The 18,702-nt window shown below is 73.8% G+C and carries 19 protein-coding genes and 1 tRNA gene; 12 read left to right on the top strand and 8 right to left on the bottom strand.

Annotation, left to right across the window (positions count from 1 at the left end; genetic code table 11):
• The first annotated feature begins 23 nt into the window (after positions 1–23).
• Positions 24–602, top strand: a complete 579-nt coding sequence (locus ASF17_RS09410; protein WP_055798765.1) for a molybdopterin-dependent oxidoreductase — start codon at positions 24–26, stop codon at positions 600–602.
• Positions 599–1,705, top strand: coding sequence for a hypothetical protein (locus tag ASF17_RS09405; protein ID WP_055798762.1), 1,107 nt, complete (start codon positions 599–601; stop codon positions 1,703–1,705). The genes ASF17_RS09410 and ASF17_RS09405 overlap by 4 nt, the downstream gene beginning before the upstream one ends.
• 354 nt (positions 1,706–2,059) lie before the next feature.
• Here the strand turns inward: ASF17_RS09405 and ASF17_RS09400 are convergent, their stop codons facing one another.
• A complete protein-coding gene (locus tag ASF17_RS09400; RefSeq protein ID WP_055798758.1) occupies positions 2,060–2,725 on the bottom strand; it encodes an SDR family NAD(P)-dependent oxidoreductase in 666 nt (221 codons plus the stop codon).
• 215 nt (positions 2,726–2,940) lie between these two features.
• On the opposite strand from ASF17_RS09400, the gene ASF17_RS09395 reads away from it, so the two are divergent.
• The 3 genes from ASF17_RS09395 (at position 2,941) to ASF17_RS09385 (ending at position 6,694) form a co-directional block, all read left to right on the top strand.
• Positions 2,941–3,399, top strand: a complete 459-nt coding sequence (locus tag ASF17_RS09395) for a DUF3817 domain-containing protein (protein ID WP_235476517.1) — start codon at positions 2,941–2,943, stop codon at positions 3,397–3,399.
• A gap of 91 nt (positions 3,400–3,490) precedes the next feature.
• Positions 3,491–5,770: a copper-translocating P-type ATPase gene (locus tag ASF17_RS09390; protein WP_082475242.1), complete on the top strand. Its 2,280-nt coding sequence runs from the start codon at positions 3,491–3,493 to the stop codon at positions 5,768–5,770.
• Between the two features lie 63 nt (positions 5,771–5,833).
• Complete coding sequence (locus tag ASF17_RS09385) at positions 5,834–6,694, top strand: TspO/MBR family protein (RefSeq protein WP_055798747.1); 861 nt, start codon at positions 5,834–5,836, stop codon at positions 6,692–6,694.
• A gap of 236 nt (positions 6,695–6,930) precedes the next feature.
• Here the strand turns inward: ASF17_RS09385 and ASF17_RS09380 are convergent, their stop codons facing one another.
• A complete protein-coding gene (locus ASF17_RS09380; protein ID WP_055798744.1) occupies positions 6,931–7,968 on the bottom strand; it encodes an aldo/keto reductase in 1,038 nt (345 codons plus the stop codon).
• Positions 7,969–8,155: 187 nt separating this feature from the next.
• Between ASF17_RS09380 and ASF17_RS09375 the strand changes: the two genes are divergently transcribed.
• Positions 8,156–9,067: a helix-turn-helix domain-containing protein gene (locus ASF17_RS09375; protein ID WP_055798740.1), complete on the top strand. Its 912-nt coding sequence runs from the start codon at positions 8,156–8,158 to the stop codon at positions 9,065–9,067.
• Positions 9,068–9,345: 278 nt separating this feature from the next.
• Here ASF17_RS09375 and dcd read toward each other — a convergent pair whose 3' ends face one another.
• Positions 9,346–9,927, bottom strand: a complete 582-nt coding sequence (gene dcd, locus ASF17_RS09370; protein WP_055798737.1) for a dCTP deaminase — start codon at positions 9,925–9,927, stop codon at positions 9,346–9,348.
• Between the two features lie 57 nt (positions 9,928–9,984).
• Between dcd and ASF17_RS09365 the strand changes: the two genes are divergently transcribed.
• Entirely contained in the window at positions 9,985–10,965 is a 981-nt protein-coding gene (locus ASF17_RS09365) for an NAD(P)H-quinone oxidoreductase (protein WP_055798733.1), read from the top strand.
• A 56-nt stretch (positions 10,966–11,021) separates the two neighbouring features.
• Here ASF17_RS09365 and ASF17_RS09360 read toward each other — a convergent pair whose 3' ends face one another.
• Positions 11,022–11,495 (bottom strand): Asp23/Gls24 family envelope stress response protein, encoded by a 474-nt coding sequence (locus ASF17_RS09360; protein ID WP_055798730.1) that lies wholly within the window; start codon positions 11,493–11,495, stop codon positions 11,022–11,024.
• A gap of 179 nt (positions 11,496–11,674) precedes the next feature.
• Here ASF17_RS09360 and ASF17_RS09355 point away from each other — a divergent pair, with 179 nt between their 5' ends.
• The 4 genes from ASF17_RS09355 (at position 11,675) to ASF17_RS09340 (ending at position 13,664) form a co-directional block, all read left to right on the top strand.
• Positions 11,675–12,232 (top strand): RNA polymerase sigma factor, encoded by a 558-nt coding sequence (locus tag ASF17_RS09355; protein ID WP_235476516.1) that lies wholly within the window; start codon positions 11,675–11,677, stop codon positions 12,230–12,232.
• The gene (locus tag ASF17_RS15550) at positions 12,229–13,020 is read left to right on the top strand and encodes an Asp23/Gls24 family envelope stress response protein (RefSeq protein ID WP_055798724.1); all 792 of its coding nucleotides are present in this window, start codon (positions 12,229–12,231) and stop codon (positions 13,018–13,020) included. The genes ASF17_RS09355 and ASF17_RS15550 overlap by 4 nt, the downstream gene beginning before the upstream one ends.
• Positions 13,020–13,439 carry a hypothetical protein gene (locus tag ASF17_RS09345; protein ID WP_055798719.1) on the top strand — a complete coding sequence of 140 codons (420 nt, stop codon included), beginning with the start codon at positions 13,020–13,022 and terminating at the stop codon, positions 13,437–13,439. The genes ASF17_RS15550 and ASF17_RS09345 overlap by 1 nt, the downstream gene beginning before the upstream one ends.
• A gap of 151 nt (positions 13,440–13,590) precedes the next feature.
• Positions 13,591–13,664 (top strand) — tRNA-Gly (locus ASF17_RS09340).
• Between the two features lie 81 nt (positions 13,665–13,745).
• Here ASF17_RS09340 and ASF17_RS09335 read toward each other — a convergent pair.
• Together ASF17_RS09335 and ASF17_RS09330 are read right to left on the bottom strand one after the other, a co-directional pair.
• Complete coding sequence (locus ASF17_RS09335) at positions 13,746–14,159, bottom strand: hypothetical protein (protein ID WP_055798716.1); 414 nt, start codon at positions 14,157–14,159, stop codon at positions 13,746–13,748.
• A 53-nt stretch (positions 14,160–14,212) separates the two neighbouring features.
• Complete coding sequence (locus tag ASF17_RS09330) at positions 14,213–15,376, bottom strand: hypothetical protein (protein ID WP_055798713.1); 1,164 nt, start codon at positions 15,374–15,376, stop codon at positions 14,213–14,215.
• A gap of 198 nt (positions 15,377–15,574) precedes the next feature.
• On the opposite strand from ASF17_RS09330, the gene ASF17_RS09325 reads away from it, so the two are divergent.
• On the top strand, positions 15,575–15,814 hold the full coding sequence (locus ASF17_RS09325; RefSeq protein ID WP_055798708.1) for a zinc-ribbon domain-containing protein: 240 nt from the start codon (positions 15,575–15,577) through the stop codon (positions 15,812–15,814).
• Positions 15,815–15,937: 123 nt separating this feature from the next.
• On the opposite strand, the gene ASF17_RS09320 is transcribed toward ASF17_RS09325, so the two are convergent.
• The gene (locus ASF17_RS09320; protein WP_055798705.1) at positions 15,938–16,372 is read right to left on the bottom strand and encodes an RbsD/FucU family protein; all 435 of its coding nucleotides are present in this window, start codon (positions 16,370–16,372) and stop codon (positions 15,938–15,940) included.
• A 199-nt stretch (positions 16,373–16,571) separates the two neighbouring features.
• Complete coding sequence (locus tag ASF17_RS09315; RefSeq protein WP_268761067.1) at positions 16,572–18,686, bottom strand: iron ABC transporter permease; 2,115 nt, start codon at positions 18,684–18,686, stop codon at positions 16,572–16,574.
• Positions 18,687–18,702: the final 16 nt, after the last annotated feature.

The following is an 18,702-nucleotide window of genomic DNA, read 5'->3' as shown; positions in this document are numbered from 1 at the left end:
CCACGGACCTCAGGAGGCGCACCATGGCCGGATTCAGCGGGCTCGGCAGGCGGCGCGCAGCCGACCCGCGCCTCCCCCCGGGGCAGTACCTCGAGAACGGGTTCCCCGTGCTGTCGGCCGGCCCCACGCCGAACATCAAACGCTGGGAGCTGCAGATCGCGACCGAGACGGCCCAGCGCTCGCTGAGCTGGTCGGACTTCCAGGCGCTGCCGCACGAGGACATCGAGACCGACATCCACTGCGTCACCAGCTGGAGCAAGCTCGGCACCCACTGGAGCGGGGTCTCGCTCGACACCCTCTTCGACGGCCTCGAGACGCAGCACGAGTACGCGATGGCGACCAGCCACGGCGGGTACACGACGAATCTGCCTCTGACCGAGCTGCTCGGCGGCAGGGCCTGGGTCGTCGACACGTACGAGGGCGCACCGCTGCACGCCGAGCACGGCGGACCCGCCCGGCTCTTCGTGCCCGGGCTCTACTTCTGGAAGAGCGCGAAGTGGCTGCAGGGCCTCCAGACCATGGCCACCGACCGCCGCGGCTTCTGGGAGAGCATGGGCTACCACCCCCACGGCGACCCCTGGAAGGAAGAGCGCTACGCGTGAGCGAGCCGTCCACCGGGGCAGGCGGGGCAGGCGGGGCAGGCGAGGCCGGCCTCGTCGGTGACCCGTACGCCTGGTTGCCCGCCTCGATCGTCTCGTCGGTCGCGCAGACGCCCGGGGCCCGGTCGCTGACCTTCGCGGTGCCCGGCCTCCGCCCCGCGCGAGCCGGCCAGCACGTCGACCTGCGGCTGACCGCCGACGACGGTTACACGGCCGTGCGGTCGTACTCGCTGAGCGACGTCCGCGCCTCCGCGGTGCCCGCGGTGCCTGCGGTGCCCGCGGTGCCTGCGGCGTCCGACGGCGTGGGAGGCGCGGAAGGCGTGGGAGGCGCAGGAGGCGCGGGTCCGGTCCCGCAGATCGAGGTCACCGTCGAGCGCCTCGACGACGGCGAGGTCTCGCCCTATCTGGTCGACGCGGCCGAGCCCGGCGACCCGATCGAGGTCCGTGGCCCGATCGGCGGCTGGTTCGTCTGGCCGCCGACCGAGTTCGAGCCCGACTCCGCCGTGCACGCCGTGCTGCCGGAGCCGCCGGGCGCGACGCCGCTGCGCGACGTGCCGGTGCAGCTGATCGCCGGAGGGTCGGGGCTCGCCCCGCTGATGGCGATGGTGCGGGTGCGAGGTCGGGACGCACCCCCGATGCGTCTGCTCGCCTCGGTGCGCGACCCCGGGGCGCGGTGGTACGTCGGCGAGCTCGACGAGGCCGTGCGCGCCTCCTCGGCCCGTGCCGTCGGGGTTTCGGCCGCCGAGGTCTCGGGAGTCGGGGTCCCGGCCGCCGGGGTTTCGGCCGTCGGGGTTTCGGCCGTCGGGGTTTCGGCAGCCGGGGTCTCGGCCGCCGAGGTCTCGGCCGTCGGGGTCTCGGCCGCCGACGGTCGGACGGGCGGGCTGACGGTGGACTGGGTCTACAGCCGGGTCGCTCCCGACGGGCACGGCCGGCCGGCCGGACGCCTGACCCGCGACGAGCTCGAGTCGCTCGTGCTGCCCGCGGCCGAGCACCCGCTGGTCTACGTCTGCGGTGCGAACTCGTTCGTCGAGGCCGTCGCGGGCTGGCTGATCGAACTCGGGCACGCGCCGACCCGCGTCCGCACCGAGCGCTTCGGAGGCGTGTAGCCCGCAGGGCCTGCGGCCTTGCGCAGGCGCGCCACACCCCGAAAGCCGCGCCGCACCCTCATTTCTCGGGGTGTGACGCGGTTTTCGGGGTGTAGCGCCGGCAGCGCGGCGGCGCGGCAGTGCGGCAGCGCGGCAGCGCGGCAGCGCGGCAGTGCGGCAGCGCGGCAAGTGCGGCAGCGGGGCGGCCCGCACGGCCGCGCCACACCCCGAAAACCGCGCCGCACCCTCATTTCTCGGGGTGTGGCGCGGTTTCCGGGGTGTAGCGCCAGCAGCGCGGCAGCGCGGCAGTGCGGCAGCGCGGCAGCGCGGCAGTGCGCCGGGCCGGGCGGGCCCGGCCCGGCGCGCCCGGGCGGGCTACGCCTCGGGCGCGGTGGTGCGGAAGGTGCTCCGCGAGACGTGCTGCTGCCAGAGCAGCTCGGCCAGGGCGTCGGGGTTCTTGCCCTCGCTCTGCGGGTCGATGCCGCCGGGGATGATCAGCTGCGCGACGTGGATCCCCTCGTCGGCCAGCACCTCGTGCAGCAGCTGCGCGTACGCGGTCTCGCCGGCGAACGCGATCGACGTGCCGGTGAGGTTCTTGCCGGGGGTCACGGCCGAGCCGCCGTTGACGAAGAGGATCGTGCCGCCGCCCCCGGGCAGGAACCGCATGCCCGGCAGCACCTGGTGCACGGCCGCGACGGGTCCGTAGACCGAGAACTCGATCGGCCCGACGAGGTCCGCGGGCGTCGTCTCGAGCACGGGTCGCATGAAGTCCTTCTGCGGCAGAGGGCTGTACTGCAGCACCTGGATCGGCCCGAGCTGCTCGGTCGCCTGCTCGAGCGCGGCCGCGAGGCTCGCGGGGTCGCGCACGTCGGCGGTGAAGCCCTGCGCCGTGACGCCGTCGGCGCCGAGCTCGGCGGCCAGCGCGTCGAGCCGCCCCTGGTGCCGTGAGATCAGCGCGACGCTGAAGCCCTCCCGGCCGAATCGTCGGGCCACGGCAGCGCCGAGCCCCTTGCCTGCTCCGATGATCGCGAGTGTCGTCATGCCCCCATGCAACCAAGGAGGCGCGGGTCGGGACTCAGGGACCGCCCGCGCCGGCGGCGTGGGCGCCCTGCACCGCGCCTCCTCGGGGTCTGCCCAGCAGCGGTGCCCGGCCCGGCGAGGTCGCCGCGGGCCGGACATCGCTCGCGGGCGACCGCTCAGCCGGGGCTGCGAGCATGGACGCCGTACCCCGTCGGCCCCTTCATCAGGAGCAACTCGTGTCGCCTCCCACCCTCTTCCGTTCGTTCGCCGTCGCCGAGGTGGTGACCTGGTCGCTGCTGATCGGCGGCATGCTGCTCAAGTACGTCGCCCGGGTCGGCGACTGGCCGGTCAGCATCGCGGGGCCGATCCACGGCTTCGTGTTCCTCGCGTACCTGGTCGCCGGGGTCGTCGTGGCGGTGAACCAGCGGTGGTCGGCCGGGGTGACGCTGGCGGCGCTGGCGAGCGCCGTCGTTCCCTACGCGTCGGTCCCCGTGGAGCGTTGGATCGACCGCTCCGGCCGACTCCGCGGCGACTGGCGACGCGTCGCCACGGACGACCCCCGCGACCGCCGACCGCTCGATCGTCTGCTGCGCTGGATGCTCGGCCACCTCTGGCTCTCCCTCGGTCTGCTCGTCGTGGGCGTCGTCGTCGTGTTCGTCGTGCTGCTCATGGTGGGGCCGCCGGTCGGGGGCTGACCGACGGGAGCTGCAGGCTGACCGCGCCGCGCCTCCTCGGCTCGTGGCACCGGGGCTGGCGGTCTCGTGGATACCCCCCTAGGGTATGCGTATGAGTTCCGGGCACGAGCACAGCACCCACCCCGCCGAGACCGCAGGAGGCGCGGGTCGCGACGAGCACGCCGGTCACGACGCGCATGCGGGTCACGACGCGCATGCGGGTCACGACGCGCATGCGGGTCACGGAGGTCACGCGGGCCACGGCCACGGCGACCACGCCGCGCAGTTCCGCGACAAGTTCTGGGTGAGTCTCGTGGTCGCGATCCCCGTGATCGTGTTCAGCCCGATGTTCGCCGGGCTGCTCGGCTACGACATGCCCGATCTCCCCGGAGCGACCTGGATCTCGCCGGTCCTCGGCACGTTCCTCTTCTTCTGGGGTGGCTGGCCGTTCCTCAGCGGCGGGGTCGCCGAGGCCCGGGCCAAGCAGCCGGGCATGATGCTGCTCATCGCCATGGCGATCACGGTCGCGTTCGCCGCCAGCTGGGCGACCCAGCTCGGCATCGGCGGTCTCGACCTCGACTTCTGGTGGGAGCTCGCCCTCCTCGTCGTCATCATGCTGCTCGGCCACTGGATCGAGATGCGGGCCCTCGGCGCCGCCTCCGGAGCGCTCGACGCCCTCGCGGCCCTGCTGCCCGACAGCGCCGAACGCGTCGTCAGCGCCGCGTCAGCCGGCCAGGCCCCCGCCGGTCAGGCCGCAGCCGCCCCCACGGCAGCCGCCCCCGCCGAAGCCGCCCCCAGCGCAGCGCCCGCCCCAGCCGCCCAGGCGGCCGCAGCCGACCCTGCCGCAGCCGAGACCGAGTCCGTCTCGATCGCCGAGCTCGAGATCGGCGACGTCGTGCTCGTCCGCTCGGGGGGACGCGTGCCCGCCGACGGCAGCATCGTCGACGGCCGGGCCGCCGTGGACGAGTCGATGATCACGGGCGAGTCGCGCACGGTCACGCGCAGCGTCGGCGACCGCGTCGTGGCCGGCACGGTCGCCACCGACGGCACCCTCCGCGTCCGGGTCGAGGCGGTCGGCGAGGGGACGGCGCTCGCCGGCATCCGGCGCCTGGTGGCCGAGGCGCAGGCGTCGTCGTCGCGGGCGCAGGCCCTCGCCGATCGTGCGGCGGCCCTGCTGTTCTGGTTCGCGGCCGGGGCCGGCGTCATCACGTTCGTCGTCTGGCTGCTGATCGGCGACGTCGACCAGGCGATCACCCGCACGGTCACCGTGCTCGTCATCGCCTGCCCGCACGCCCTCGGTCTCGCGATCCCCCTCGTCATCGCCATCTCGACCGAGCGCGCCGCCCGCGCCGGCGTGCTGGTGAAGGACCGCCTCGCCCTCGAGCGCATGCGTCTGGTCGACACCGTCCTGTTCGACAAGACCGGCACCCTCACGCGGGGCGAGCCCGTCGTGACGGACGTGACGACCGCCTCCTCGGCCTCCGGCTCGTCCGACGACCGTCGGCACGCCGCGCTCCGTCTCGCGGCCGCCGTCGAGCGCGACAGCGAGCACCCTCTGGCTCGGGCGATCGTCCGCGCCGCGGCCGAGTCGCCTCAGGCGGGAGCCGAGGAGGCGCGGGTCGTCGTCAGCGACTTCCGCACCTCGACGGGTCGCGGGGTGGAGGGCACGGTCGACGGCGTCCGCGTCGCCGTCGGCGGCCCCGGTCTGCTGCGCGACGGCGGCCACCCGGTGCCCGAGGAGATCGCCGCGGCGACCGGCCCGTGGTCCGACGACGGCGCCACGGTGCTGTACCTGGTGCGCGACGGCGTCCTCGAGGCGGCGTTCGCCCTGCGTGACGAGGTGCGCCCCGAGTCGGCGGAGGCCGTGCGTCGGCTGCACGACGCGGGCGTGCGGGTCGCGATGATCACGGGCGACGCGCGACCGGTGGCCGAGGCCGTCGGGCGCGAGCTCGGCATCGACGAGGTGTTCGCCGAGGTGCGCCCCGACGAGAAGGACGCCCGCGTCGCCGAGCTGCAGCAGCGCGGTCAGCGGGTGGCGATGGTCGGCGACGGGGTCAACGACGCCCCGGCCCTGGCCCGCGCCGACGTGGGGATCGCGATCGGGGCGGGAACCGACGTCGCCGTCGAGTCGGCCGGTGTGGTGCTCGCATCGAACGACCCCCGGGCCGTGCTCTCGGTGATCTCGCTGTCGCGGGTCGGCTACCGGAAGATGATCCAGAACCTCGTCTGGGGTGCGGGCTACAACGTGCTGTCGGTGCCGCTGGCCGCCGGTGTGCTGGCCGGCGTGGGCTTCGTGCTCTCGCCTGCGGCCGGTGCGGTGCTCATGAGCCTGTCGACGGTGATCGTCGCGCTGAACGCTCAGCTGCTGCGCCGCTGGAAGCCCGCCGCCTGACAGGTCGCTGATCGTTTTAGTTGCTAAGAGAAATCGGCGGGAGGCGCGACTAGCGTTCATCGCATGAGCACCGAGAACCGCGTCCGCACCAGCACCCCCGACGACACCGCCTCGCCCGCGACCGGCGCCGACGTCGTCCGTCAGATCGTCGTGTTCGTCAGCGCCCTCGTCGCCGTCGCCCTCGCGGCCTTCGGCTCGGGGGCGTTCGGCGGCGTCTCGGTGTCCGACGCGGCCGGCGGCGCGCTGAGCGCCACGGCCACGACCGTCGCCCCGGCGACGACGGCGTTCAGCATCTGGAGCGTCATCTACCTCGGCCTGATCGCCTACGCGGTCTACCAGGCCCTGCCGCGCCAGCGGGCCGTCACGCGCCACCGCCGCCTGGGCTACTGGGTCGCCGCGTCGATGCTGCTGAATGCGGGCTGGCTCTTCGCGGCCGTGCAGCTCGGCAGCGTCTGGCTGGGCGCGGCCGTGATCGTCGCGCTGCTGCTCGTGCTGGCGCGCATCTTCGTCATCTGCTTCCACACCGCCTCGGGCGGCTGGGTCGACGCCGTCGTGACGGACGGCACGATGGGCCTCTACCTCGGCTGGGTCAGCGTCGCCACGGTCGCCAACATCGCCGCCGGTCTGGTCGACGCCGGCTTCGACGGCTTCGGTCTGCCGGCCGGCTTCTGGTCGGCGGTGGTGCTCGGCATCGCGGCCCTGGTCGGCGTCGCGATCGCCTTCGCCGGGCGCGGACGCATCGCCCCCGCCCTGTCGCTGAGCTGGGGCCTGTCGTGGATCGCCGTGGGCCGCCTCCTCGGCGAACCCGAGAACACGGTGGCCGGCGTCGCGGCGATCATCGCGGCTCTCGTCGTGCTCGTGGTGACGGTGGCCGTGCGCATCGCCCGCGGTCGCGTCGGCGCCACCCGCTCGCTGCACCGCTGAGCCGCGCCGCCGCGGCCGCCGCCGCCGCCGCCGCGCCCGCCGCCGTCGCTGGCGCCGCTCAGCGCGACACCCCGTTCTCGGCGCGGCACCCCGAAAGATGCCGGTGTAGCGCGGAAAACGGGGTGCAGCGCGCTGCCGCCCGGCGCGACACCCCGTTTTCGGCGCGGCACCCCGAAGGATGCGGGTGTAGCGCGGAAAACGGGGTGTTGCGCGGCGCGGCGCGCCGGCGCGAGCGGCTAGCGGCCGCCGGCGAGCCTGCGGGCGCGCTGCGCGACGCCGGCGGTGCCGTACGGGTAGTCGTCGATGCGAGGCGCGCTCGCGGCCGACAGGCGGGCGACCTCGTCGTCGGTCAGCGCGACCGCGACGTCCGATGAGCCGAGGTTGTCGTCGAGCTGCTCGACCGAGCGGGCGCCGAGGATCACCGACGTCACCGCGGGCTGGCGGAGCAGCCACGCGAGCGAGACCTGCGACGCCGACGCGTCGTGGGCGGCGGCGATCGAGGTGACCTCGTCGAGGACGTTCCAGGTGCGCTCGTCCGCGTTCCGCGCCTCCCAGGCCTCCATGCCCCGCTTCGGGTCCTCGCCGAGGCGGGTGGCGCCGGTGGGGGCCTGGTCGCGGGTGTACTTGCCGCTCAGCCAGCCGCCGGCGAGCGGCGACCAGGGCAGCAGGCCGATGCCCGCGTCGAGCGAGGCGGGGACGACCTCGTGCTCGATGTCGCGGACGAGCAGGTTGTACTGCGGCTGCAGCGTCACCGGCGGCGCGAAGCCGAGCGCCGCGGCGCGGCCGACGGCCTTCGTCACCTGGTAGCCGAGGTAGTTCGAGAAGCCGTAGTAGCCGATCTTGCCCGCGCTGACGGCGTCGTCCAGGAAGCGCAGGGTCTCGTCGATGGGGGTGAGGTGATCCCAGGCGTGCATCTGATAGAGGTCGACGTGCTCGACGCCGAGCCGGGTCAGCGAGGCGTCGAGGGCGGTCGCGAGGTGGCGGCGCGAGAGCCCGACGTCGTTGGGGCCGTCTCCCATCGGGAACCGACCCTTCGTGGCGAGCACGACCTGGGCCGCCTCGGTGGGGTGCTGAGCCAGCCATCGTCCGATGATCTGCTCCGAGACGCCCGCGCTGTAGACGTCGGCGGTGTCGACGAGCGTGCCGCCGGCTGCGACGAAGGCGTCCAGGAGAGCGTGCGAGGTGGTCTCGTCGGCCTCTGCGCCGAAGGTCATGGTGCCCAGTGTCAGCTCCGACACGGAGGCGCCGCTGTTTCCGAGAGTTCTGTAGTCCATGGCGGCGACGCTACGCTCCGAGCCCGATCCGGGGTAGGCTTCGGCCAGTCGACGGATCAGGTCGACGAGCTCGTGCGGGCCAGGACCCTGTTCGCACGGGCCATCACCCGAACCCGGGCCGAGTGCCATGTCGCCGAACCCCTTCGCGGATCCCCGCGTCCGAAGCATCGAGACAGCAGACCCTGCCGTGGCGCACGAGATACTGCACCGGGTCTACAAACTGCAGTCGCTCGACGCGGGCGCGCCCGGCGACTCCTTCCGGTTCCGTCGCTCGGTCACGGGTGAGCCGCGGTTCGCCGTCGGGCACCTCGAGTACGGCGGCGTCCTCCGCACGATCAGCGACCCCATCCCGTACTTCAGCATCGCGACGGTGGTCGGCGGACGGGTCACGGTCTCCGACGGCGTCGAGGAGGTGCGGGGCGAGTCGGGCTCGACGATCGCCTTCTCGAGCAAGCGCGTGAAGGACACCCAGTGGGATCACCTCGAGCTGTCGCAGATCATGATCGACCGCGACTCCGTCGAGAAGGAGCTCGCCTCGCTCGGGCTCGCGGCCCCACGGGGTCTGCACCTCACGTCGATGAGCATGGTCTCGGCGTCGCATCAGAAGCACTGGCGGTCGGTGACCGCCCACCTGCGGCAGCTCGTGCAGAACGACGCCGCGATGTCGAGTCCGCTCGTGCGGACGGCAGCGTTCCGCACCCTCGTCACCGCATTCGTCGAGGGCTTCTCGACGACGGCGGTGCCGCTCGACCACCGGGGCGAGGGGCGGCAGCTGCCGTCGACGGTGCGGCGCGCGATGGCCTTCATGGACGAGCACGCCCACGACGACATCGGCGTCGTCGAGATCGCCGAGGCGGCCCGGCTGACGCCGCGCGGGCTGCAGCTGGCGTTCCGGAAGCACCTCGACACGACGCCGATGGCGGAGCTCCGTCAGGCGCGGCTGCGCGGGGCGCACGGCGACCTCGTGGCGGGCGACCCGACGCTCGGTCACACGGTGGCGGGCATCGCCGCGAGCTGGGGCTTCGCCCACGCCGGACGGTTCTCGGCGATCTACCTCGCGGCCTACGGCCGTTCGCCGCGCGAGACGCTCGAGTCCTGACGGCGCGGTGCGTCGTATCAAGGCGCGTACGGTGCTGCAAGGGGATTGATCTTCGCCCGTCGTCCTGCTAATTCGTTCTGCGTCCAGGCGGTCGCGAAAGATGAGGATCCATTAGAAGATGACTACGCCTCGCGATGACCGGTTCAGGATCGCGAGTCACGGGGGCGCGGGTTGAGATGTCGGGTTTCTCCCCGCGCCCCCCTTCTCTTCGAGAGGGGCGGCGGAGAGCCGCGCCGCGCCTCCTCGGCTCGACGCCGTCAGCGGGCGACGCCGACCGGCTAGCGGCTGACGTCAGTGTGCACGAACGACTGCGCCGAGCGGCTCGCGGTCGGGCCGCGCTGCCCCTGGTAGCGCGAGCCGTACTCGCTCGATCCGTAGGGGTGGTCGGCCGGCGAGCTGAGCCGGAAGAAGCAGAGCTGGCCGATCTTCATGCCCGGCCAGAGCTTGATCGGCAGGGTCGCGACGTTCGACAGCTCGAGCGTGACGTGGCCGCTGAAGCCGGGGTCGATGAAGCCGGCCGTCGAGTGCGTCAGCAGGCCGAGTCGGCCGAGCGAGCTCTTGCCCTCGAGACGCGCGGCGACGTCGTCGGGCAGGCTGACCAGTTCGTACGTGCTGCCGAGCACGAACTCGCCCGGGTGCAGGATGAACGGCTCGTCGGCGGGGGTCTCGACCAGGCGGGTCAGCTCGGGCTGCTCGACGGCCGGGTCGATGAACGGGTACTTGTGGTTGTCGAACAGGCGGAACAGCCGGTCGAGCCGCACATCGATGCTCGACGGCTGGATCAGCGTCGGATCGTAGGGGTCGAGGCCGATGCGGCCCGCGTCGAGCTCGAGCTTGATGTCGTGATCGGAGAGCAGCACCCGGCAACTCTAGCCACCGCGACGACGTCGTCGCCGGGTCTGGAGGAGGATGGGGTCATGCGTGCCGTCACCGTCCCCGTGCCCGGAGGGCCCCGCGCCCTCATCGTCAGCGAGGTGCCCGAGCCCGTCGCCGGGCCGCACGAGGTCGTCATCGACGTCGCCGCGGCCGGCGTCAACCGCGCCGACGTCAATCAGCGCGAGGGGCACTACCCGTCGCCCGCCGGTGCGCCCGCCTGGCCGGGGCTCGAGGTGAGTGGCACCGTCGTGGCGATCGGCTCCGAGGTGACCAGCGCCTCCCTGGGCGAGCACGTCGTCGCGCTGCTGCCCGGCGGGGGCTACGCCGACCGGGTGGCCGTCGACGCCGGGCTCGTGCTGCCGTACCTCAAGGGCCTCGACTTCGTCGAGTCGGCCGGTCTGCCCGAGGCGGTCGCCACCGTCTGGTCGAACGTGTTCATGAACGCGCAGCTGCAGCCCGGCGAGACCCTGCTCGTCCACGGCGGATCGAGCGGCGTCGGGTCGATCGCGATCCAGATGGCCAAGGCGCTCGGCTCGACCGTCTACGCCACCGCCGGCACCCCCGACAAGGTGGAGTTCTGCGAGCAGCTCGGCGCCGACCGCGGCATCGACTACAAGCGCGACGACTTCGTCGCCGTCGTGGACGAGCTCACCGACGGGCGCGGCGTCGACGTCGTGCTCGACCTGGTCGGCGGCGACTACCTCGCCCGGGACGTCGAGGCGCTCGCCGTCGGCGGTCGCATCATGGTGATCGCCGCCCAGGGCGGCCGGGACGCCACGATCGACGTCGGCGCGCTGATGGCGAAGCGCGCCCGCATCTGGGGCACCACGCTGCGCGCCCGTCCGCTGGAGGAGCGGCGCGAGATCATGGCGCAGGTGCGCGAGCACGTGTGGCCGCTCGTGGCCCGCGGCGACGTGCGCCCGGTGCTCGACAGCGTGTTCCCGCTCGAGTCCGCCGCCGCAGCGCACGAGCGCATGGCGACGGGCGAGCACAGCGGCAAGATCCTCCTCGCCGTGCGCTGACGCGCTGGCGCGCTCGCGCGCTGACGCGCTGACGCGCTGGCGCCGGCAAGCCCCGCCTAGCGGACGCGGGTCGTGGCGGGAGCGGTCGTCTCGTCGTCATCGTCGACGCCGGGGATGTGCACGTCGACGATGACGACGTTCACCTCGGCCACCTCCATGCCGATGAGCTGCTCGACGGCGGCGGCGACGGCGGCTCGGACCTCGTCGGCGACCTCGCTCATCGGCAGCGGGTACTCGACGACGACGGTGACGTCGGCCGCGACCTGCGTCTCGCCGACCTCGACGCGGATGCCCTGGGCGAGGTCCTGGCTGCCGACGACGTCGCGGAGGGCGCCGAACGCGCGAGCGGCGCCTCCGCCGAGCGCGTGCACGCCGGGGACGTCGCGGGCGGCGATGCCGGCGACCTTCGCCACGACCGCGTCGGCGATGACCGTGCGGCCGGTGGCGCCGGAGGCCGCGCCGGAGCCGGCGCCCGAGAGGGAGGCCGCCGAGGGGCCGGTCGTGAGGGTGGTCGGGGTCATGTCGCTCATGGAGTGTCCTGACTGTCGGTGTGCGCGGTGGTTTCGTGGTTTAGTCGTCTGCAGGACGCGTTCGGCGGCGACATCGTCACGGTGCCCGTCCGGATTCCCTGTCCCGCTCCGTTCTACCGGAGCACCGGGCGTCGGGTCACAGCGATGTGCCCTCGCCCCGACACAGCCGAGGAGGCGCGGTGGCGGTCGACCTGTCCGATGCGGCCGATGCCGTGCTCGCGTCGCGCGCCGCGGAGGGCGACGAGAGGGCCTTCGAGCAGCTGCTCCGCCGGCACCTCGGTCTCATGACCGCCTACGCGACCCGGCTGACGAGTTCACGCGCCGACGCGAACGACGCCGTGCAGGAGGCGTCGATCGCCATCTGGCGCGAGCTGCCGACCCTGTCGGAGCCGGCCGCCGTGCGCGGCTGGATGATGCGCATCGTGTCGCGCAAGTCGTTCGACCTCGTGCGGTCGCGGCGCCCCGCGAGCGACGTCGACGAGCTCGAGCTGCCGAGCGAGCCGGGCGGCCGGGACGATCCCGAGCGGGCCGTCGTCACCGGCGACGCGATGTCGGGGCTGCGTCAGGCGCTCCGCCGTCTGCCCGAGACCCAACGCCAGGTCTGGACGCTCCGCGAGGTCGGAGGCGAGTCGTACGCCGACATCGCCCAGACCCTGGGGACGTCCGTGACCGCCGTCCGAGGCCTGCTGGCCCGGGCCCGAGAGACACTGACCCGAGAGATGGAGGCCTGGCGATGAGCGACGACCCGACCCGCTCCTCCGGGTACGACGGCGACGAGAGCGGGCCGACCCGCGCCTCCTCGGATCCCGCCGAGACCACCCCGTCGACCGCCGGCGCCGACGCGACGGCGGATGCCCTCGCGCAGGGGCTCGACCCCGACCGCGCCGTCGCCGCCGGTGACGCCGTGACGACGGCCGACGCGGAGGCCGAGCTCGACGCCGCCGTCGACGCCGCGCCCGACGACGGTGTGAGCCTCGAGCGCATCGCCGACTACCTCGACGAGGGCCGGCAGCCCTACGACCCCCTCATCGAGGACGACCCGTCTGCGCTCGCCCAGCTCAACGCGCTGCGACGGCTCCGCGGCGTCTCGGACCAGCTGCTGAGCGACGAGGTCGCCGCGACGCCCGCCCCGGCCCCGTCGTGGATCGCCGACGTCATGAGTCGGGTGCGCCTCGAGTCCCGCTCGGGTCGCGAGATCCCGCTCACCTCGACCCACGAGCGGACGACCCTCCACATCACCGAGGGGGCCGTGCGCGGCCTGATCCGCGAGGCGGGTGACGCGGTCGACGGGGCGCTCGTCATCTCGTGCGCCATCGTGGGCGACGTCGCGCAGCCCGACGCGATCGTGACGGTCGACGTGGCCATCAGCGCCCTCTACGGCGTGGCGGTGCAGCCGCTCGCCGACGAGGTCCGTCTCGCGGTCGTGCGGCACCTCGAGCAGCAGACGGAGCTCGTCGTCGAAGGCGTCGACGTGACCGTGCGCGACGTGCACCAGCTCGACGACGAACACGACGGAGGTCTGTGATGGACGATCGGCAGCTGTCACGACTGGCCACCGAGCTCGGGGCGCTCGCCGCCGAGACGCCCGGCGTGGTGCGCGTGCAGGCGCGCCCGGGGTTCGGCACGGCGATGCGGCGCGCGGTCGACGGGCTGACCGCGGTGGTCGGCGGGGGCGACGGAGGCGACGGCGACCCGGCTGGCGACGGGGGCGTTGGCGGGGCCGGCTCGGACTCGCCGGCGACGGGGCCCTCGGCGCCGATCGTCGGCATCGTCGCGTCGCGGGCCGAGACCCGTGTGACGCTGGACATCGCCGTGAGCGACGAGGCCTCCGGGCCGCGCGTCGCCCGCGACGTGGCCGAGAGCCTCCTCGGGCGGCTTGCTCTCGAGCCCGACCTGCTCGAGCCGTCGCTCGACCTGCGGATCGTCGGCGTCGGGCCGCACTAGTCGCGCGCCCCTGCCTCGAGTGGTCGGAACATGCTCGTCGCGGGGGAGTGCAGGTCATCTTCCGACCACTCGATCCGCGGGCGTCCGATGGTCGGAGCGGCCGAGGAGGCGCGGGTCGCTATAGTGGACTGGTCCGCGTCCGACGCGGCACGCGAGTGTAGTTCAATGGTAGAACTCCAGCTTCCCAAGCTGGTAGCGCGGGTTCGATTCCCGTCACTCGCTCCACCGACCGTCTCGCGCCTCCTCGGCTCCGGTCCCTCTCCAGCTCCGGCGCGTACCGCTCAGGATCTGGTCCGGGCTTCTCCGCTACGCGTCGGGCGAGGCCCGGCGGGCCGGCTGCCGCAGGGCCGAGTGCACGAACGCCGCGGCGAGCACGGCGGAGAGCAGCGCGGCGGGGAGGCTCCAGCCGGCCCCGTCGGACACCCGTGCCGACGCCAGCTGGCCGACGACCTGCAGCACGCAGAGGCCCCCGACGACGAGACCCGACGTGCGGCCGCCCGTGAGCTTCCACCAGGGGCGGGGCGGCGCGATCGGCTCGCCCGGGGCCCGGAACGTGCGGGCGCAGAACAGCACGACGGCCAGAGCGAGCGCGACGCTCGCGATGGTGCCGCCGACACCGCCCACCAGGAGGGCCGACGTGAGTCCGAGCATGAACACGGCGATGTAGCCGACGATGACGATGCCGGCCTTGGTGGTCGCGTCGGTGATCCGGGGTGCCATGCGCTCCAGTCTGGACGAGGAGGTGCCGGTGGTCCAGGCAGCCGCCGTCGCGCCTACGCCGCCGCGCGCGCCACGTACTGCTCGGTCAGCGCGACGCTGGTGGCCTCGACGTCGGGGATCGCGACCGGGTTCACGCTCAGGCGCACCCAGTCGTCGCCGAGCACCAGGTCGGTGATGCACGTCTCGGCGCAGGTGCGGTAGGCGCGGTCGCCCTCGGCGAGACCGGTCACCTCGACCTCGGACGCCGGGTCGACGTGCCCGAACGCGAGGCGCTGGTCGAGAGCCCAGGCGCCGCCGACCAGCGCGCTCTCCTCGATGATCGACGTCTGCGGGGCGCCGGCGCCGTCGAGCGCCGTGAAGCAGTTCGACGCCTGGGCGCGCTGCCAGGCCGCCGCGTACACCGAGTAGCCGCCCCCGGCCAGCTCGATGCGGGTCTCGCCGTCGAGTCCCAGGGCGGCCGCGTCGTAGGGCTGGTCGACATCGCACGTCCAGTTCGGCAGCGCCCCGCCGAGCGGCCACGGCTCGTCGGAGACGTCGGCTGCCGTCACCGCATCGGTGATCTCGCGGACGATCGGGTCGATCGCCTTCTCGGAGGTGCTGCCCTCGGGCACGTCGAGGCCCGTCGCGAGCAGGCTCACCCAGGTGCCGTCGATCAGCGTGTCGAAGGTGCAGCCGGCGAGGCTCTGGTTCTCGACGCTCATGTTGCCGAAGCAGTCGAGGCCGGGGTCGCCGTCGTAGGTCGCCACGAGCTGCGCGTACTGCTCGTCGGCGTGCGGCAGCACCTGCACCAGCAGACCCGTGTAGCCGCTGCGGGGGATCGGATTGTTCTTGCCGTCGGAGGCCCGGCCGTTGTTCCACGTGCAGACGATCCCGCCCTCTTGGGCCACCGCGTAGTCGGAGGGCTCGGCGTCGGCCCGCGCGTAGTAGTCCTGCGACACCCACTCGCCCTGCACGGCGCTGACCGTGGCGGAGTCGAGCAGGCCGGCGCAGTCGAGACCGACCTCGGTCACGGGCTCGGCCGAGGCGCCGCCGGCATCGGAGGACGGCGTCGACGAGGACGAGGGGTCGGCCGACGGGCTGGAGTCGCCGCCGCCCGTGGGGGTGGGGCCGGCGGATCCGCCGTCACCCGCACCTCCTGCCGTGCACCCGGCCAGCAGCATCACCGCCGCCGCTCCGCCGATGAACCCCTGCCACAGTCGCGTAGTCGTCCCCATCATCCGACGCTATCAAGCCGAGGAGGCGCGGGTCGTCACGATCACGCAACACCCGTCGCCCAGGCGGCCGGCCTCGCGGCCCGCGGCCCGCGGCCCGCGCCTAGTGCCGGATGCCGGACGCTGGAGGCGTGCGTGTGTGGGTCGCGGCGCACCCGATGCAGCCGTCGGGGTCGTGACATCGGGGCGGACTACGGTCGAGGCATGTTCCTCCTCTTCGGCACGTCCGTCCGCCGCACCCTGCTCGTGACCGTCGTGTTCATCTGCGGCTACTGCGACAAGAACGTGCCGCAGCGCGTCGAGAAGCTCGCGACGAGGTTCACGCTGTTCTTCGTGCCGCTGTTCACCGTCCGATCGCGGTACACGAACCAGTGCAGCAACTGCGGCGGGCTCACCGACCTCACGCGCGAGCAGGCCGATCGCGCGGTCGCCCGCCAGGGCTGAGTGGGCGGAAGGTGCCCTCCGGTTCTTGCGGAGGGGCCTGTTCGGACCACCGTGCGAGGTCGGGAGGTGGTGCGGCCACATGACCCGCGCCTCCTGGGTCCGGCCGACCTGCGCCTCCCGGGGTCACTCGTCGAAGACGACGCCCTTCTGCAGCACGAAGCAGCCCCACGGGGCCGGGTCGAGCACGTGCACCACGGCGAACGCCCCGCGGGCGCGCTCGTAGAAGTCGAGCCGCGGGATGACGCCCCACTCGAGCGGCTTCGGGTGCGCTGCGCGGGCGATGTCGAGCACGGCGTCCTGCTCGGCGGTGGTGACGGCCGGATCGCCGTCGACCTCCATGCGCTCGAGGGGCGTGTCGACGAACTCGTCGAGGGGGAACACGCCGAGCAGCGCCCCGATCACCCGCGACATCGTCGCCTCGCCCACCCGCACCACGGGGAGCCCCGTCGACGCTGCGGGGAAGTTGCGGTCGACGACCAGCAGCTGATCGCCGTGGCCCATGTCGTCCAGGAGGTGCAGCAGCGCGCCTCCCAGGATCGGATCGATGCCCTTGAGCATGCGTCCTCCTCGTGTCGATGGCGCGGGGTCGCCGTCGACGCCGCTGCCGTCGCCCAGGCTAGCGACGTGGGGGCGCCGGGCGCGTCGCCCGGGGCGTCGAGTGCGTCGTTCGAGCGTTGAGCGCGTCGTCGGGCGTCGATTGCGTCGTTCGGGCAGTCGATGGTCTCGGCGGCATGCCACACCCGCAGCGGCGTCAGCGTCAGCGGCGTCCGCGCCAGAGCAGCCAGACGAAGTACGGCGTCCCGATCACGGCGGTCAGCAGCCCCGCGCCGAGCTGGGCGGGTGCGATCGCGGTGCGTCCGAGCACGTCGGCCAGCCCCACGAGCAGGGCGCCGAGCAGCACGGCGACCGGCACGACGCGGGCGCTCCGGCGTCCGACCAGCGCGCGGGCCGCGTGCGGTGCGACGAGGCCGACGAAGCCGACGACGCCGACCGCCGAGACGGCCGTCGCGGTCAGCAGCACGGCCAGCGACAGGAACACCAGGCGCGACCGCGACAGCGACACCCCGAGGAGGCGCGGCGTGTCGTCGTCGACCCCCACGAGGTCCAGGCTGCGGCGACGTCCGGCCACGACGACGAGCGCCAGCACCAGGGCCACCGCGACGGGCGCCGAGTCGGGGAGCGTGCGGCCGTACGTCGATCCCGACAGCCAGGTGAGCGCCTTCGCCCCGTTGAACGGGTCGGTCAGGACGATCAGGAGGCTGATGGAGGCGGTGGTCGCCGTCGCGACGCCGATCCCGATCAGCACGAGGCGGTTCTGGGCGAAGCCGCTGCGCGCCGCGAGTCCGAAGACGATCAGCGAGGCGAGCACGGCGCCGGCGAACGCGGCGGCGGCGACGCTCCAGCCCGTGGCGGCGGGCACCGTGGTCACGAGCAGCACGGCGCCGAGTCCGGCCCCGCCGGTCACGCCGATGATGCCGGGCTCGGCCAACGGGTTGCGGGTCGCCCCCTGCACGAGCGAGCCGGCCAGGGCGAGAGCGGCCCCGGCGGTGACGGCCGCGACCACGCGCGGCACACGGGTGTCGAGCACGTAGCTGACGATCGGGCCCGACCGGCCGCCGACCCAGTTGACGACGTCGCCCAGCAGCAGCTTCGTGTCGCCGAGCAGCACCGAGCCGACGACGACGCCGAGCAGCGCGGCCGCGACGACGACCACCGTCACGACGTACCGGCGGCGCGACACGATCGGGTGGCGTTCGACCGGCGTCGCCCCGGCGTGGTCGCGGGCGCGGAACGCCAGCACGACGAGGAACACCGCGCCGAGCAGCGAGGTCACGAGGCCCGTGGGCACCTGCACCGAGGCCTCGGCTCCGACCAGCGCCCGCAGCAGCACGTCGGCGCCGAGCACGAGCCCGGCCCCGGCGAGCCCTGCGAGCGGCATCAGCACGACCGAGCGCCGGACGGCGGGGACGACCCGCCGCATCAGTCGCACCAGGGCGGGGGCGCACAGTCCGACGAAGCCGATCGGCCCGGCGAGGGTCACGGCGGCGGCCGAGAGCAGCACGGCGGCCAGCACCGCGACCACGCGCGTGGTGCGGACGTCGACCCCGACGCTCCGCGCCGCGTCGTCGCCGAGGGCGAGCGCGTCGATGCGGGTCGAGCAGAGCAGCAGCACGACGAGGCCGACCACGACGACGGGCGTCAGCTGGGCGACGCCCGCGAAGCCGTTCTGCGAGATGCTGCCCTGCCCCCACTGGTACAGGCCGACGGTCTGCTGCGGGAACAGCAGGAGCAGCGCGCTCGTCACCGAGGCGAGCCCCAGGGCGAGGGCGCTGCCCGCCAGCACGAGACGAACGGTGCCCGATCCGAGCCCCGACAGGGCCAGCACGACGGCGGCCGCCGCGAGACCGCCGGCGAAGGCGACGCCCGACGAGGCCAGCAGCGGCAGCGTCAGACCGGTCACCGCGGCGACGGCCAGCGCCGCGGCGGCGCCCGCGTTGACGGCGAGCGTGTCGGGCGATGCGAGCACGTTGCGGCTGATCTGCTGCAGCGCGGCCCCGGCCGCACCGAGGGCGATCCCGACGACGAGACCGGCGACCATGCGGGGGAGGCGCGATGCGACCACCACGGACGCGTCACCCGCCGTCGCGGTCCCCGTCAGGGCCTGCCACACCTGGCGGGGCCCCACGTCGGCGGTGCCCTGCGTGACGTCGACGAGGGCGAGGAGCACGACGACGGCGACCAGCGCGATCGTCACCCCGACCGACCGAGGGGTGAGCCGGCGGGGCGCGGCGACCCGCGCCTCCTGCGCTCGCTCGGTGCGTCCCTGCCGGGTCGGCGGGACGGGATCGGTCGGGGTGACGATCGTGGTCACGGTCGGTGCGCCTGCC

It is taken from the genome of Frigoribacterium sp. Leaf263, from assembly GCF_001422285.1.
GTDB lineage: Bacteria > Actinomycetota > Actinomycetes > Actinomycetales > Microbacteriaceae > Frigoribacterium.
This window is presented reverse-complemented; position numbering and strand designations above follow the sequence as displayed.